Source organism: Solibacillus sp. FSL W7-1464, from assembly GCF_038004425.1.
In the GTDB taxonomy this organism is placed as follows: Bacteria; Bacillota; Bacilli; order Bacillales_A; family Planococcaceae; genus Solibacillus.
Genome location: NZ_JBBORC010000001.1, coordinates 878621 through 893485, shown reverse-complemented (window position 1 = coordinate 893485; position 14865 = coordinate 878621). Strand labels below are relative to the sequence as shown.

15 protein-coding genes are annotated in these 14865 nt (G+C 38.7%); 5 read left to right on the top strand and 10 right to left on the bottom strand.

All coding sequences use genetic code 11. The features are described 5' to 3' along the window. Positions 1 to 711: 711 nt before the first annotated feature. Complete coding sequence (locus tag MKZ25_RS04210; protein WP_340800290.1) at positions 712 to 1623, top strand: COX15/CtaA family protein; 912 nt, start codon at positions 712 to 714, stop codon at positions 1621 to 1623. 463 nt (positions 1624 to 2086) lie between these two features. On the opposite strand, the gene pyc is transcribed toward MKZ25_RS04210, so the two are convergent. Genes pyc through MKZ25_RS04195 form a run of 3 tightly spaced genes read right to left on the bottom strand, consistent with a single transcriptional unit; the run spans position 2087 to position 7053 of the window. After that, positions 2087 to 5521 (bottom strand): pyruvate carboxylase, encoded by a 3435-nt coding sequence (gene pyc / locus MKZ25_RS04205; protein WP_340800289.1) that lies wholly within the window; start codon positions 5519 to 5521, stop codon positions 2087 to 2089. Positions 5522 to 5538: 17 nt separating this feature from the next. After that, a complete protein-coding gene (locus MKZ25_RS04200) occupies positions 5539 to 6711 on the bottom strand; it encodes an FtsW/RodA/SpoVE family cell cycle protein (protein ID WP_340800288.1) in 1173 nt (390 codons plus the stop codon). Between the two features lie 60 nt (positions 6712 to 6771). Then, entirely contained in the window at positions 6772 to 7053 is a 282-nt protein-coding gene (locus MKZ25_RS04195) for a YlaN family protein (protein ID WP_008403446.1), read from the bottom strand. Positions 7054 to 7223: 170 nt separating this feature from the next. Between MKZ25_RS04195 and MKZ25_RS04190 the strand changes: the two genes are divergently transcribed. Together MKZ25_RS04190 and MKZ25_RS04185 are read left to right on the top strand one after the other, a co-directional pair. After that, on the top strand, positions 7224 to 7724 hold the full coding sequence (locus MKZ25_RS04190) for a peptidyl-prolyl cis-trans isomerase (RefSeq protein WP_340800287.1): 501 nt from the start codon (positions 7224 to 7226) through the stop codon (positions 7722 to 7724). 12 nt (positions 7725 to 7736) lie between these two features. Next, positions 7737 to 7940: a YlaI family protein gene (locus MKZ25_RS04185; RefSeq protein ID WP_340800286.1), complete on the top strand. Its 204-nt coding sequence runs from the start codon at positions 7737 to 7739 to the stop codon at positions 7938 to 7940. Between the two features lie 107 nt (positions 7941 to 8047). Here the strand turns inward: MKZ25_RS04185 and MKZ25_RS04180 are convergent, their stop codons facing one another. From MKZ25_RS04180 to typA, 3 genes are all read right to left on the bottom strand, one after another. Further along, complete coding sequence (locus tag MKZ25_RS04180; protein WP_340800285.1) at positions 8048 to 8686, bottom strand: fucose permease; 639 nt, start codon at positions 8684 to 8686, stop codon at positions 8048 to 8050. A 125-nt stretch (positions 8687 to 8811) separates the two neighbouring features. Beyond that, a complete protein-coding gene (locus tag MKZ25_RS04175; protein WP_340800284.1) occupies positions 8812 to 9210 on the bottom strand; it encodes a YlaH-like family protein in 399 nt (132 codons plus the stop codon). 24 nt (positions 9211 to 9234) lie between these two features. After that, on the bottom strand, positions 9235 to 11085 hold the full coding sequence (gene typA / locus MKZ25_RS04170; RefSeq protein WP_340800283.1) for a translational GTPase TypA: 1851 nt from the start codon (positions 11083 to 11085) through the stop codon (positions 9235 to 9237). Positions 11086 to 11213: 128 nt separating this feature from the next. Between typA and MKZ25_RS04165 the strand changes: the two genes are divergently transcribed. Further along, the gene (locus MKZ25_RS04165; RefSeq protein ID WP_340800282.1) at positions 11214 to 11429 is read left to right on the top strand and encodes a DUF5325 family protein; all 216 of its coding nucleotides are present in this window, start codon (positions 11214 to 11216) and stop codon (positions 11427 to 11429) included. A 35-nt stretch (positions 11430 to 11464) separates the two neighbouring features. On the opposite strand, the gene MKZ25_RS04160 is transcribed toward MKZ25_RS04165, so the two are convergent. Together MKZ25_RS04160 and MKZ25_RS04155 are read right to left on the bottom strand one after the other, a co-directional pair. Continuing rightward, on the bottom strand, positions 11465 to 12259 hold the full coding sequence (locus tag MKZ25_RS04160; RefSeq protein ID WP_340800281.1) for an inositol monophosphatase family protein: 795 nt from the start codon (positions 12257 to 12259) through the stop codon (positions 11465 to 11467). 141 nt (positions 12260 to 12400) lie between these two features. After that, positions 12401 to 12598, bottom strand: coding sequence for a hypothetical protein (locus MKZ25_RS04155; RefSeq protein WP_340800279.1), 198 nt, complete (start codon positions 12596 to 12598; stop codon positions 12401 to 12403). A 170-nt stretch (positions 12599 to 12768) separates the two neighbouring features. Between MKZ25_RS04155 and MKZ25_RS04150 the strand changes: the two genes are divergently transcribed. After that, a complete protein-coding gene (locus MKZ25_RS04150) occupies positions 12769 to 13392 on the top strand; it encodes a YktB family protein (protein ID WP_340800278.1) in 624 nt (207 codons plus the stop codon). Between the two features lie 203 nt (positions 13393 to 13595). Here the strand turns inward: MKZ25_RS04150 and MKZ25_RS04145 are convergent, their stop codons facing one another. Further along, a complete protein-coding gene (locus tag MKZ25_RS04145; protein ID WP_340800277.1) occupies positions 13596 to 13865 on the bottom strand; it encodes a UPF0223 family protein in 270 nt (89 codons plus the stop codon). Between the two features lie 24 nt (positions 13866 to 13889). After that, positions 13890 to 14849, bottom strand: a complete 960-nt coding sequence (locus tag MKZ25_RS04140; RefSeq protein ID WP_340800276.1) for an NAD(P)H-dependent flavin oxidoreductase — start codon at positions 14847 to 14849, stop codon at positions 13890 to 13892. Positions 14850 to 14865: the final 16 nt, after the last annotated feature.

The window sequence follows — 14865 nt, the reverse complement described above, 5'->3', positions numbered from 1 at the left end:
GTAAAAAAACTTATAGATCGATTGGGAAAATTCTAATATATTTGAGTAAAGTTTCACTTAAATGGTATGGCTCAGAAAATTATAAGTCCCCACATGCTGACAGCAGTCACTGCTATCGGTTACAAAAATCCGCTTACGCAACAAGCAGGATATTGTAATTATTGAGACATTTTTACTTATATCCCATTTCACTACTAACTTCTAGTTTAAACTATTTTGCTAGAAAAATAAGCAAATATCTAGAAAACATTCAATTCTTCTTTAAGTCTTCGTAAATGTGAAGTACCAATGTCTATCTTTATAAGTGCAAGAAAACTTAAAGAATAACTGTGCTAAAAATATCTATAGTTCGACGGGTTTTGGTAAAAGAGTCCAATAACTTACTTCTCCTTTCAAATTTGTAAGCATATTCCGTTAACATAACTATATCTAAATTTGGATAGGATTTCTAGACGTTTCATGAAATTTCAAACTACTTCACATCAAACATGACGAAACATGCAGAAATCTCCTTCAACAACTATATAGTAATGTATTTTTTGCCAAAATTTGTGAATGCAAGAAGAAAAATTTATGAACAATTTGTGAAAAAATGGTTGCGTTTACAATCCAATCCTTAATACGGTTGTATTTTTCAGATATTTTCGCTATTATCTAAAATTAGAGACGCTCTTTGTAGCGAAGCGAAAATTAAAGTAGGTGAGCTATTTTATGCATAAAAAATATTACAAATTTTTAAAATGGTTTGCTGTTTTATCTACCCTCGGCATGTTGCTCATCCTTCAAGGTGGAGCACTAGTTACAAAGACTGACAGCGGTTTGGGCTGTGGTAGAAACTGGCCGGACTGCAACGGGTCATTAATACCGAAAGAAATTACCACCGAAGTATTAATAGAATTTTCTCATCGTCTTGTAACAGGGTCAGTATCCATTTTCATTCTCATTCTCGTTATTTGGACATGGCGCGCACTAGGCCATATTCGTGAAGTTAAGCTTTTAGGGTTTTTGGCTTTATTCTTCCTTGCTCTTCAGGCCCTCATTGGAGCCGCCCAAGTATTGTGGGGACAAGGGGACTTTATTTTAGCGTTACATTTCGGGATTTCATTAATCTCATTTGCGGCAGTACTGCTGCTAACCTTGATTGTATTTGAAGTCGACAAAAAATTTGATGCCGATCGATTGTACATGAGCAGGAAATTAAAAATACATACTATTTGCGTTACTTTATATTCATATGTAGTTGTTTATACAGGGGCTCTTGTACGTCATACCGATGCGAGTCTTGTTTGTCCGGACTGGCCGTTCTGCCGTAACGATCAGCCATTGACGATGCCGTACAATATGTATGAATGGGTTCAGATGGGACACCGTTTTGCAGTGTTGGTCTTCGTTATTTGGATTGCCTATATTGCTGTCCATGTTATCAGAAACTACAAAAATCAGCGGATAATTTTCTGGGGCTGGACAATTGCCCTTTCACTGGTCATTTTACAAGTGATTGCCGGCATGCTCGTAGTCCTATTAAAACTTCACTTATTCGTCTCATTAATGCATTCGTTATTAATCACACTTCTATTCGGTTTATTATGTTATTTGATCATGCTGGTCTCAAGGTCTAAATAAATTGAATAGAATTTACTAGAAAAGGGAGATTGCTAAATGCAGTCTTTCTTTTTCATTTGTTGGATTTTGGTGGAATAACCGAATTGGTAGGGCGCAAATATTTATATTCAAATTCACTTTGGATTTTTATACAGTAGTATGAACTACTTGTTCGGTCCGGAAGCGGCGAGTGCAGCTGCCGGCTTCGCCTTTCGTTGCAGAGCGAAGCAGTATCTGAGAAGAGTGACTCAAAGCTTCCTAGGGGAACAAGCATGTGTGGGAGACTTGGAACAAAAGCTAGGAGCGACATGTCCTCGACAACGCTTTTGTGATCAGCTTCGTGTTGGCCCCGTGCGCCCTGGAAAGCGTCCGCCATAGCGAAGAACAATAATTTTCATCAAAAAACAAAAAAATAAAGCGCCGCAAATTTGAAATAAAAATTTGCGGCGCTTTTCATATTAATCCAGGTAGACGTATACGTGTTCTATTCTAATTCAATAAGCAGATCGCCTGTTGAGATGGCGTCTCCTGCTTTTGCATAGATTTCTTTTACAATACCGTCTTTTGGCGCTTGGACTGTTGTTTCCATTTTCATTGCCTCAGTAATGAGTAAATGTTCGCCACGTTTTACGGTACTTCCTTTATTTACCACAACTTTAAGAACAGTACCCGGCATTGTTGCACCGATTTGGTTCGGATTGGCAGGATCTGCTTTTAAAGCAATGCTTCCGTCAACTTCAACCGTTAAATCTTGAATTACCAGTTCACGAGATTGGCCATTCAGTTCAAAATAGATAATACGTGTTCCATCATGCTGCGGTTCGCCGATTGATACAAGCTTAACAATCAGTGTCTTTCCTTTTTCGATTTCTACTTCAATTTCTTCGCCAAGCTTCAAACCATAGAAGAATGTAGGTGTATCAAGTACCGAAACATCGCCGAATGCATTCACAGCATCAATATACTGCTCAAATACTTTCGGGTAAAGCGCATATGCCAATACGTCTTGTTTAGATGGTGCTCGTCCACACTTTTCAGTTAATTCTGCTGTCAGCTGATCAAAATCGACCGGCGGCAATAATTCACCCGGGCGAACTGTAATAGGCGTACGATCCTTTAATACAACTTTCTGAATTTCCACCGGGAATCCGCCATGTGGCTGTCCTAAATAACCTTGGAAAAACTCAATAACAGATTCAGGGAAATCTATTGTTTGTCCACGCTCCACAATATTGTCTTCCGTTAAATCATTTTGTACCATAAATAACGCCATATCCCCTACCACTTTAGAAGACGGTGTTACTTTTACAATATCACCGAACATTAGATTTACACGGGAATACATTGTCTTTACTTCATCCCAGCGGTCACCTAAGCCGACTGCTTTTGCTTGTTGCTGCAGGTTGCTGTACTGACCGCCAGGCATTTCATGTACATAAATTTCAGAATGTGGTGCATTCATGCCGCTTTCGAAATCAATATAGTATTTACGAACATCTTCCCAGTAGTACGACAATTTTTCAAGGCTTTCAATATTGCCACGTACATTACGTTCAGAACCTTTCATTGCATAGTACAATGAATTGGCGCTTGGCTGTGATGTTAAACCAGCCATCGAACCTAATGCTGTATCAATAATATCAACACCCGCTTCAATTGCTTTCGCATATAAGTAAATTCCATTTCCGCTCGTATCATGTGTATGCAAGTGGACTGGCAGACTAGTCGCATCTTTCAGCTCGGAAATAAGTCGATATGCAGCCTGCGGTTTCAGTAGTCCTGCCATATCTTTAATTGCCAGAATATGCGCGCCTGTTGCCTCCAGTTCACGTGCCATATCTTTGTAGTATTGAACCGTGTATTTTGCACGGCTGTCATCTAAAATATCGCCTGTATAACAGATTGCCGCTTCCGCAACTTTTCCGCTATTACGCACTTCATCAATTGCTACTTCCATTCCTTTAATCCAGTTAAGCGAGTCGAAAATCCGGAAAACGTCCACACCTGAAGAAGCGGATTCCTGAATAAACTCCCGAATCAGATTATCCGGATAGTTCGTATAACCTACCGCATTCGCCCCGCGTAACAGCATTTGAAACAGAACATTCGGAATTTTCTTTCTAAGTTTTTCCAAACGATCCCACGGGTTTTCACTTAAGAAACGGTATGCAACATCAAACGTTGCACCACCCCACATTTCAAGTGAGAAATAGTCATGCATTAAACGGGAAGTTTCGTCTGCAATTTCAAGCATATCCTGTGTACGCACACGCGTTGCAAGCAATGATTGATGTGCATCACGGAATGTTGTGTCTGTCAGTAACACATCTTCCTGTTCTTTAATCCATTTCACAAGTCCATCTGCACCTTGCGCATCAAGAATTTGCTTTGTTCCTGCTGGAGAAGGAATAAGAATATCTATTTTTGGCTTATCCGGCTGTACAAAAATCGGCTTTGTTCGTTTTTCAACACCCGGGAATCCATTTAATGTGACATTCCCGATATAGTTTAATAGTTTCGTTCCACGGTCTTTACGTTCCGGGAATTCAAACAATTCCGGTGTCGTATCGATAAAGCTCGTATCAAACTCGCCTTTTATGAATTTTTCGTGTATTACAACATTCCCTAAAAACGGAATATTCGTCTTTACACCTCGAATACGGAATTCACGTAAGTTTCGGTCCATCTTTGCCGCAGCTTCTTCAAATGTCATGCCCCAAGTAGAAATTTTTACAAGCAAGGAATCGTAGTATGGTGTTACAACAGCACCCTGGAAGCCATTTCCTGCGTCCAGACGAACACCAAAGCCGCCACTTGAACGATATACCATCAATTTTCCTGTATCCGGCATAAAGTCGTTAGCTGGGTCTTCCGTTGTTACACGAGACTGAATTGCGTAACCGAACAGCGGAATTTTGTCTTGTGCAGGAATTCCTACTTCTTTTGAATGAAGGTCAAGTCCTTCTGCTACTTTAATTTGTGCATGCACAATATCAAGACCGGTAATCATTTCCGTAATCGTATGTTCAACTTGAATACGCGGATTTACTTCAATGAAATAAAATTGATTGTCTGCAACTAAGAACTCGACAGTACCTGCATTAATGTAGCCAACATTTTTCATCAACTTAACAGCTGCGTCACAAATATCATTGCGGAGCTGATCGGAAATTGAATTTGACGGTGCAATTTCCACAACCTTTTGATGACGTCGTTGAATTGAACAGTCACGTTCATAGAGATGGACAATATTACCGTGAGTATCCCCGATAATTTGTACTTCAATATGCTTAGGTTTAATAATTGCCTTCTCCACATATACTTCATCCGAGCCAAATGCGGCTTTCGCTTCAGATTTTGCTCGATCATAAGCGGATTGCAGTTCTTCTTTGGAATTAACTAAACGCATTCCACGTCCGCCACCGCCAAGAGCCGCTTTAATCATAATCGGGAAGCCATATGCTTCACTGAACTGTTCAACTTCCTGCAAGTTTGCTACAGGACCGTCCGTACCTGGAATAACCGGAATCTCTGCAGCAACTGCCTGCTCACGCGCTTTAACTTTATCGCCAAACATATCAAGATGCTTAGAAGTCGGTCCAATAAATTGAATACCTTCCTCTTCACAACGACGCGCGAAATCTACGTTTTCCGATAAGAAACCGTAACCAGGATGAATCGCATCCACATTTGCTTCTTTTGCAATTTTAATGATGCCTTCAATATCCAAATAAGCATCAATCGGCTTTTTACCTACACCAACGATATAGGCCTCGTCTGCTTTATAGCGGTGGTAAGATCCGCTATCTTCACGAGAATAGATTGCCACTGTTTTAATATGTAACTCATTACAGGCGCGTAAAATACGGATGGCGATTTCGCCTCGGTTTGCAACTAAAATCTTTTGAATCGACTTCATTTCTCCCTAACCCCCAATTACTTTCTTTTTTCCAATTTGTGATGTGTGGATACATTGATAAGTATCCCCATTGCTACTGAGAGCAATAATATAGAAGTACCGCCATAGCTAATAAAAGGTAACGTTACTCCGGTTAACGGGATAAGTCCCGATAATCCACCTAAATTAATAAAAGTCTGTAATCCTATCCATGTAGAAATGCCCGCCGCTAACATTCGTGCAAGCGGATCTTTTGTTGACATCGCAATATAATAACCGCGCATCACAATAAAGCCTAAGCCAAGAATAACAATTGATACACCTAAAATCCCTAACTCTTCGGCTATAATCGCCATAATAAAATCGGTTTGCGGTTCAGGTACATACCCAAGCTTTTGAATCGACTGCCCGAGCCCTCGACCTTCCAAACCTCCCGCTCCAATTGCATAATAACCGTTGACAACATGATATCCGGAATTAAGCGGATCACTGAAAGGATCCAAAAAGGAAGTAATACGGCCTCTTCGGCTTGCGTTGAAAACCGTGTCCCATTTAAAGATTAAAATTCCGATCATTCCGACAACACCGAGTGCCGAGAGCAGTCCAAAAATCCGCCCGAGCGTTTTACCCCTAAGTCCACTCGTAATAACAACAACAAGTGCAATGGCTACAATAATAACAAGTGCACCGAGATCAGTTTCAAAACCGACTACAAGTACGATAAACAGCCACATGCCGAGCGGATAGGACACATCATCAAATGTTAGCAGCTGCATCGAGCCACGGTTTACACTTTTACGGTAAAAAGTTCCTGCAAAGAAAATTATAATAAAGAGTTTGGCAAATTCGGATGGCTGGAAATTCATGAGACCAAATAGGCTTATCCAACTTTTCGATCCATTGACATTTTTGCCGGCTACTAAAAGCCATAACTCTAGTATAAACATAACTGTCAGCAAAAGACCTAATATAGATTTACTGGATAATCTTTTATAGGGCGTAATGACAGTAACTGTAAACAAAATTAACGCTAAAATTATATTGACGAGCTGGCGATTATAGTAAAAATTCGGATTTGCATCATATTGAATAATTGAAACCCAAATACTCGAACTGTAGATCATGACAAGTCCAAATAACATTAACAAAATGTAAACGAACAACAACCCATAATCAAAATTGCGAAAATAATTTTTAAAATATTGTTTCATGTTAAAAACCTCATCTTTGAAAAAAAAACTCAAACCGCAATGTAGCGTTTGAGTTTTCTTTTATTTGTCTGTATACGCATCATGTAATAAAGAAAGCTCTTTCTCTAATGAATCGAGAATTTGCTTGCCTTGTTCACGTTCGATCAGCCCGAGTTTCGCGGCAAATTCAATTTCGCGCGATAAACCAAACATTTGTGTATCTAAAACTTCTTCATATAACGGACAAGATGGCATTGTCAGATTATCCATTTGTACGCGAATTAATCGAGCAATTTTGTCTGCATCCGCAGTTAACAGCTCTAATGCTTTTTCCTGAAAGGAAGCTTGTGCTTTCGTATCCATGAGGACGCCCCCATCTATGATATTTCTTCGACTCTATCTTAGTAAAGTGTATCTTTTTACATTCAAAAATGCAAGTGTCTTTGTATGTTTTGCATTCAATTCAATTATATTTCTTTCTATGAGGAATCGCGTTATAATTATGAAGGAACATAGTGAAGGGGGACTGACAAATGACCGAAACAATCATTCCAATTAAAGGCGCGGTTAAATTTGAACTAACATTAGATCCTACTGTATGGATTTTTGATGATCGTAAACTGGATCTGAATACATATTTTGTTTCAGAAAAAGTTGAAGAAAATAATGAAAAATATTTACGTGAAATGGGTGCACACTGGTCACGAGAAATTATGGAAGGCGCCGTATTTCCGCCAACATTGAAAACTGAACGTAAATTTGACCGTAAAGGCATGATGACCGGCACTTTCGGAATGGAAATTAAACCATTTTTGAAAAATGCCGAAATTGCAGACGGTGCGAACGAAGTTGTTTTCGAATGTACAACAGGCGAGGAATTTGCTTTTCCACTACAGCAGGCTGAAAGTTTCATTTTCAAATTCAGCCAAGAAGGCAAACCTCTTTTAGAAGATGGACCAGTACATGTACTATTTGCAGATGGTTCAAATTTAGAAAATCCAATAAAAAATGTGCGTGCGATTCGTATTCAATAGGAGGATTTCGTCATGCGTGTAAAATGTGTCATTTGCGATACACTACATGAACTACCAAACGATTTACCTTTAGCGAAAAAATTACGCAATCGTCCCATCCATACGTTTATGTGCTCAACATGTTCGGAACGTATTACCGAAAATACTCATAAACGAGTAGCAACAGGAAAATTCCGCTTTTTCCGAACTTCTTCCAAATTTGATGAAGAATTTTAAAATATGATTCGGAATACCAAAAAACCATTTTTCTCAATGAGAAAAATGGTTTTTTTGAGTATAAAATTTCTGTTTCCTTTAAAGGTTTTCCTTGTTAAACGAAATGATCAATAGTCAAAAGACTGTTCGTGGAATTTGAAATCGACGAAGCTTTTTCCGGTAATTTTACTTAACTGGAAGAAGTTTAATACTTCTGTTTTTACCCCTTCAAAAACACGTTCTTCGTCAACGACATATGCTTCAATCGCCACAGGAATTTCACCGAATTGCGCTTTTAGAACATCTGCAATTTGCTGTGCTTTTGCTTCTGAAATTTCCTCATCCACTAATAAGTGCACAGTAGCTTTTTTCGCTTTCACATCTTCAATTGCTGTCTCTTCCTCCAGGTCTTCCTGGAATACATTCGACATAACTAAAATCTCTGTCCCAACGATTGGTTGGATTAGTTCATTGACTTTCACATTTACATTTTCCCCATAATATTCACCATAATATTTACCATCTTTCACATCAAAATCATACACTGTTTTTGATGTTTCCGATTGGACCGTCACTTCAAAATCATCACCTATTGCAGGTGCCGTAGATTTTGTAACAACAAATTGATCGTTATAAATTGCACTTAATTCAGCTGCTGCATTATCCTCATTTTTCGCTGATAATACTGCAGGTATAAAAATAACGCAAGATATAATAATTAGCGCTAAACCAACAATGATAAAAATTTGCTTTTTAGTAAAATTCATTTTCATCTACTCCATTTTAGTTATTATCCCCAATTATGAATTATAACGCTCCGAATAAAGCGTTTTCAATTAAATTGCCTAAAAAAAGAAGGGAATGTGTCTAAATTAACACACCCCCCTCTCTATTAATTTACTTGTTTCGCTTCTTCTCGTTTTTCACGCCATAAACGTGATTTATAGACGATCAGAATTAACGCAGCTACAATTAAACCTTCAATCATCGGTAAGAATAGAGCCAAAAATGTCAACACCATACATCCTATAAACAGGAAAGCATAAATGACGACATTTCTGCCGAATGAAAGTTTTTTTGCAAAGCCAAGTTTGTATACAATTGCCGACATAAGGAATACAAGAACAAATGTTGCATAGCCCGCTACCTGGTAGCTAGGTAAATTTTCGTATAAATATCTTGTAATTCCGGACATACGATTAAATACGTAATCACTTTCATTTGTAGATACAGTTGCCAGTAATACTAAATTAAAATAGCTACCAAACACAGCCATCATATTCAACATCATTCAACCTTTCCTTAATGACGCCAATTAAGCTTCTAACTCAGCGCTCTTTTTCTTTTTCGCTACACGTTCACGTTCACCTTTATCAAGAATCTGTTTACGTAAACGGATTGATTCTGGAGTTACTTCCAGGTACTCGTCATCACCTAAATATTCCAATGCTTCTTCAAGCGTTAAAATACGAGGCTTTTTAATAACATTCGTTTGGTCTTTATTCGCTGAACGGATGTTTGTTTTTTGTTTTTGTTTTGTAATGTTTACAGTAATATCACCGTCACGGTTGTTTTCACCAACAACCATTCCTTCATATACTTCTGTACCCGGCTCAATGAATAATGTACCACGGTCTTCGATACCCATCATACCATAAGTTGTTGATTTACCATTTTCCATTGAAACTAATACGCCTTGGTGACGTCCGCCTACTTTACCAGGAACTACTGGCGCATAGTGATCGAATGTATGGTTAATAATACCGAAACCTTTTGTAATCGACATGAATTCAGTTGTGTAACCGATTAAACCACGTGCTGGTACGTTAAAGATTAAACGTACTTGTCCAGAACCGTTGTTAACCATATCAAGCATTTCACCTTTACGAGTACCGATTGATTCAATAATAGATCCTACTGAATCTTCAGGTACGTCGATTTGAACGCGCTCGATTGGCTCAGATTTAACGCCATCGATATCACGGATGATTACTTGAGGTTTAGAAACTTGTAATTCATAACCTTCACGACGCATATTTTCGATTAGAATCGATAAGTGAAGCTCACCACGACCTGAAACTGTCCAAGCGTCCGGTGAATCTGTATCTTCTACGCGTAGTGATACGTCTGTTTGTAACTGAGCACGTAAACGCTCCTCGATTTTACGAGAAGTTACCCATTTCCCTTCGCGACCTGCGAATGGTGAATTGTTAACTAAGAATGTCATTTGTAAAGTTGGCTCATCGATGCGTAATGGTGTTAACGCTTCTTGGTGCTCGATTGGGCAAACTGTTTCCCCAACGTTAATATCTTCCATTCCGGAAACCGCGATTAAATCACCAGCAATTGCTGTTTCAACTTCTTCACGTTTTAACCCGAAGAAGCCAAAGATTTTTGTTACACGGAAGTTCTTCACTGTACCATCTAATTTCATTAGAGAAACTTGTTGACCTACAGAGATTTTACCGCGGAATACGCGACCGATACCAATACGACCAACGAAGTCATTATAGTCAAGTAATGCTACTTGGAATTGTAAAGGCTCGTCCGAGTTATCTACTGGAGCTGGGATAGCTTCAATAATTTTCTCAAATAAGCACTTCATGTCTTCTTCTTGGTTTGCTGGATCTGGATCTAAAGATGCAGTTCCGTTTACACCTGAAGCATAAACAACCGGGAAATCTAATTGATCTTCATCTGCACCTAGCTCGATTAATAATTCTAATACTTCGTCTACTACTTCTAGAGGACGAGCTGAATCTTTATCTACTTTGTTTACAACAACGATTGGTGTTAAACGTTGTTCCAACGCTTTCTTTAATACGAATCGTGTTTGCGGCATACAACCCTCATACGCATCGACAACTAAACAAACGCCATCTACCATTTTTAAGATACGTTCTACTTCTCCACCGAAGTCTGCGTGTCCAGGCGTATCAAGGATGTTGATACGAGTCCCATTGTAATTTACTGCAGTATTTTTAGCTAAAATCGTAATTCCACGTTCACGCTCTATATCACCAGAGTCCATAGCACGTTCTTCAACACGTTCGTTTGAACGGAAAGTCCCTGATTGTTTTAATAATTGGTCTACTAACGTTGTTTTACCATGGTCAACGTGAGCAATAATTGCGATATTACGAATATCTTGACGTAAATTTGTCATTATTCCACTCCATATTCTTTTTTCAATTGTTTAACTGTGATATTATAGCACATGAAAGATTAAATGTCTTTTCACAATAATTAATTACATTTATTGTCACATATAAAAAGTATATGGAGGTATGAACGATGAATAAAGCAAAATTTGTGATGTTTATTTACGCATTAGCAGCGATTCTTTCAATGATTAGCATTGGATTTGCATTTTCACTTATTTTCATGACAGGACCAAAGTATGAAACTACCGGCTGGATCGGTGTTGTTTTAGGTGTTATCGTTATGTGTGGAATTTTCGGTATGGCCTTTAAGACAAAACGTAAATTCAGAGATCAAGGTTTATTATAGAAAAAAACTTCGGTGCAATGAGCACCGAAGTTTTTTTATTTTTTTTCTTCAATATATTTATCCAAGATTAAATGATGAATGGAAGGATTCGCAATTAGAAATGTATCCTTCGATAAATAATCGAAACCTTTGCCGTCCAGATTTGTGGCAATCGCCCCTACCTCTTTTGCAATGATCACTCCCCCGCCGATATCCCAAGGTGCAAGACGCATGGACATATAAGCATCCAGCTTTCCGCTTACAACAAAGGCGATTTCCATTGCTGCCGAGCCGTAGGAACGTGTCCCGCGCACCGTGCGAACAAGTTCGATAATCTTTTCGTGGTTGATGCGACTATTCGGTGTAACCCAGTTAGCATTGATGCCGATTACCGCCTCTTCGATTTTCACCGGCTGCAGCTTGCGCAGCGGAGAATCGTTATACCATGCCCCTTCACCTGCAATTGCATTGAATAAATCTTCCCGCATCACATCAAATATGTACCCCAACACTCCAACACCATCAACATAAATGCCGATTGTAATCATGAAATGACGATGCTGCTTCACAAAATTCATCGTTCCGTCAATCGGATCGATAATCCACACAACGCCTTCCAAACTTTCAACTTTTTCGCCCATTCCTTCTTCACCTAAAATACGATGGTCCGGATTAAAAGCCTTTATTTTTTCAATGAAAAACAATTCTGTTTCACGATCTATATTCGTTACTAAATCATTGGGATTCGACTTTGTTTCGATTTCAATATTATAGGAAAATGCTGATCGAATATTTTTTCCCGCTTCAAAAATAATTTCTTTTGCAAATTTATCCAGTTGTTTTATATCCATCGTTCATCCACCTTCCGACAACAATCGCCAGTTAATTTATGTAATTATGTTGAGCGTTTTTTAAAGTACCCTTATTATAACAAAAAATCACTTGCTTTCTTACGTCCGCAAGTGATTTTTTATTTTGGAAACATTTTTTTGTTACGCATATGCATGTAGACCCTTTAATTCCTCTTGAATTTCTGATAAACGTTTTTTAGATTTATCAATATCAGACTGATTTTTTTCATTCATCGCAGCATAGAGTGTTGCCAGTTCATAATCCATTTCCAACATTAAAATCTCTTCATATTGCTTTTCAATATCAACTTTGCGTATAATCTTAATCATCTGTTTCATAATAAATCACTTCCTTATCATAATTTTTCAGACTTTAACCAAACTGGAGAATATAAGTAATTTCTTAATAGCCTCGCCATTATTATTTTTCCGCTGGTATAAAGTTTCTATTACAAGATTTTTTCCCAAAAAGTTAATAAAATAAACATAAAATGAAAGGAATTATAAAAATGAGTATTGTCAAATGGACGAAAGAAGACTTTCAAGTATTTAGTATTGATGGTCTAGATGAGCGTATGGACGCTTTAACAACAATTATACGCCCGAAGTTTAATGAGCTTTCGGAGACCTTTACAGGGTATTTCAGTGCACAAACAGGAGAAGAATTTTTTGGTCATGTTGCAAAACATGCCCGCCGTACTGTAAACCCGCCAAAAGACTCATGGGTTGCGTTTGCTCCGTATAAGCGTGGTTATAAAGCATTGCCGCATTTCCAGATTGGATTATGGGGTACGCATCTTTTCATCGTAGTTGCAGTGATATATGAAGCGCCGCATAAACAAGAAATGGCACAGCGCTTACTGGAAAATATGCAAGTGATTAAAGATTTATCCGATGATTTTGTACTTTCCGGCGATCATATGCAACCACATACAATTCCTTTAAAAGAAGCGCGCAATGAAAAGCTTGAACAGCTCCTTATACGCCTGCGTGATGTAAAAAAAGGAGAATTTCTTGTTGGACGTCGTATACCTGCAGATGAGGCAATTAAAATGTCTGCAGAACAATTTTTGCAATTGGCTGAACGAACATTTGATGAGCTTCTCCCTGTTTATGAAATCATCAAAGGCTAATCGACCATTTATTATTAATATGTACAAAAGACTGCTAAACATTCCAACAATTTAAAAATAATTTAAAAAATTCTAAAGATTAAAATAAAAGCAGCATTTTCCTCTCGGAGAAAAATGCTGCTTTTTGCTGTACAGAATATTCGTTTCTTTTTTGAAGTATTTTGCCTTATCCATGCACTGCTATTTCTGTCACAGAATTTTTGTTACATTCTTACAAGTTGTCCGTCCGCTAATTCTTTCGCCAGCTTTACGACACGGAATGGTACATAAGAGCTTGCCTGCTCGAATTCACGGCAGATTGTTTTTTCTTCCGCCTGGGAAGGTACAATTTCTTTAAAACGTTTGTAGCGAGCCATGACTAGTTCACGCTTCGCCCCTTTTTCGTAAGCCATTTCCACCACTTCAAAAAAGCGTACGACATCGACCATTTCATCTGTCGTCCAGTCCGTCGATAATGGGTATGAATATTCCATAAATTATTTACCTGCCTTTAATTGTTACTGTCCCCATTTTAAACGGATTTTTTCCGCTTGTACAACCATACGCTGAATTAATTCTTCTACTGACGGTACATCTTGAATTAATCCCGTTACCTGACCAGCCCATCCGTAACCTTTTGTCGCATCTCCATCGTAAATGAAATTTTTATTAGCTTCACCACTAATATATGATTTCAGTGCTTCATATGTAGGCGTTTTTTGCTCCACCCCTAAAATTTCATCTGTAAACGCATTGCGGATCACTCGGGCAGGTGCACCGATCGAGCGTTTAATAATCGTTGTATCTGTTTCTTCACTTTCCATCAGTGCCTGTTTATATGCTAAAGAAGCATGTACGCATTCTTTCGTTGCAATAAAGCGTGTCCCCATCTCAATTCCTTCCGCCCCTAATGCATGTGCCGCCATCCATCCGCGACCGTCTCCGATTCCGCCTGAAGCAATGACGGGAATCGATACACTATCGACAACTTGAGGTACTAGAACCATTGTTCCAACATCATCTCTCCCTAAATGGCCGCCGCCTTCTTGCCCGACAACCATTACGGCATCCGCACCCAGCTGTTCAGCTTTTTGCGCCTGTCGTTTCGCAGCCACCAGTACGAGTTTTTTACATGATGCATCTTTTAATATGTCGAATATCGGTGCAGGATTTCCTCCCGTTATTGTTACTACGGGGACATCCATCTCACCAGCCACTTCGATCATTTTTTCGTATCCTTTTCCATGCATCCCGATCGCAAAGTTTACCCCAAACGGTCGATCAGTCATTTCTCTCACTTTTTTTATTTCTTCTCTCAATGCATCAGGTGATGGTAAGCTCATGGCGGTAATCTGTCCTAACGCTCCTGCATTGGATACCGCCGCAGCAAGCTCTGAATAGGCCAGATACGCCAGTCCGCCCTGAATAATCGGATATTGGATTTGCAATAAATCGGTTACTTTTGTTTGCCATTTCATTGTCATTCCCCCTAAG

Excerpts from the sequence above, each read along its gene's own strand:
- MKZ25_RS04140 (WP_340800276.1), bottom strand. The coding sequence starts at position 14,849 with ATGAAATGGCAAACAAAAGTAACCGATTTATTGCAAATCCAATATCCG.
- MKZ25_RS04175 (WP_340800284.1), bottom strand. The coding sequence starts at position 9,210 with ATGATGTTGAATATGATGGCTGTGTTTGGTAGCTATTTTAATTTAGTA.
- MKZ25_RS04180 (WP_340800285.1), bottom strand. The coding sequence starts at position 8,686 with ATGAATTTTACTAAAAAGCAAATTTTTATCATTGTTGGTTTAGCGCTA.
- typA (WP_340800283.1), bottom strand. The coding sequence starts at position 11,085 with ATGACAAATTTACGTCAAGATATTCGTAATATCGCAATTATTGCTCAC.
- MKZ25_RS04210 (WP_340800290.1), top strand. The coding sequence starts at position 712 with ATGCATAAAAAATATTACAAATTTTTAAAATGGTTTGCTGTTTTATCT.
- MKZ25_RS04200 (WP_340800288.1), bottom strand. The coding sequence starts at position 6,711 with ATGAAACAATATTTTAAAAATTATTTTCGCAATTTTGATTATGGGTTG.
- MKZ25_RS04155 (WP_340800279.1), bottom strand. The coding sequence starts at position 12,598 with ATGAAACAGATGATTAAGATTATACGCAAAGTTGATATTGAAAAGCAA.
- MKZ25_RS04150 (WP_340800278.1), top strand. The coding sequence starts at position 12,769 with ATGAGTATTGTCAAATGGACGAAAGAAGACTTTCAAGTATTTAGTATT.
- MKZ25_RS04165 (WP_340800282.1), top strand. The coding sequence starts at position 11,214 with ATGAATAAAGCAAAATTTGTGATGTTTATTTACGCATTAGCAGCGATT.
- MKZ25_RS04185 (WP_340800286.1), top strand. The coding sequence starts at position 7,737 with ATGCGTGTAAAATGTGTCATTTGCGATACACTACATGAACTACCAAAC.
- MKZ25_RS04160 (WP_340800281.1), bottom strand. The coding sequence starts at position 12,259 with ATGGATATAAAACAACTGGATAAATTTGCAAAAGAAATTATTTTTGAA.
- MKZ25_RS04190 (WP_340800287.1), top strand. The coding sequence starts at position 7,224 with ATGACCGAAACAATCATTCCAATTAAAGGCGCGGTTAAATTTGAACTA.
- pyc (WP_340800289.1), bottom strand. The coding sequence starts at position 5,521 with ATGAAGTCGATTCAAAAGATTTTAGTTGCAAACCGAGGCGAAATCGCC.
- MKZ25_RS04195 (WP_008403446.1), bottom strand. The coding sequence starts at position 7,053 with ATGGATACGAAAGCACAAGCTTCCTTTCAGGAAAAAGCATTAGAGCTG.
- MKZ25_RS04145 (WP_340800277.1), bottom strand. The coding sequence starts at position 13,865 with ATGGAATATTCATACCCATTATCGACGGACTGGACGACAGATGAAATG.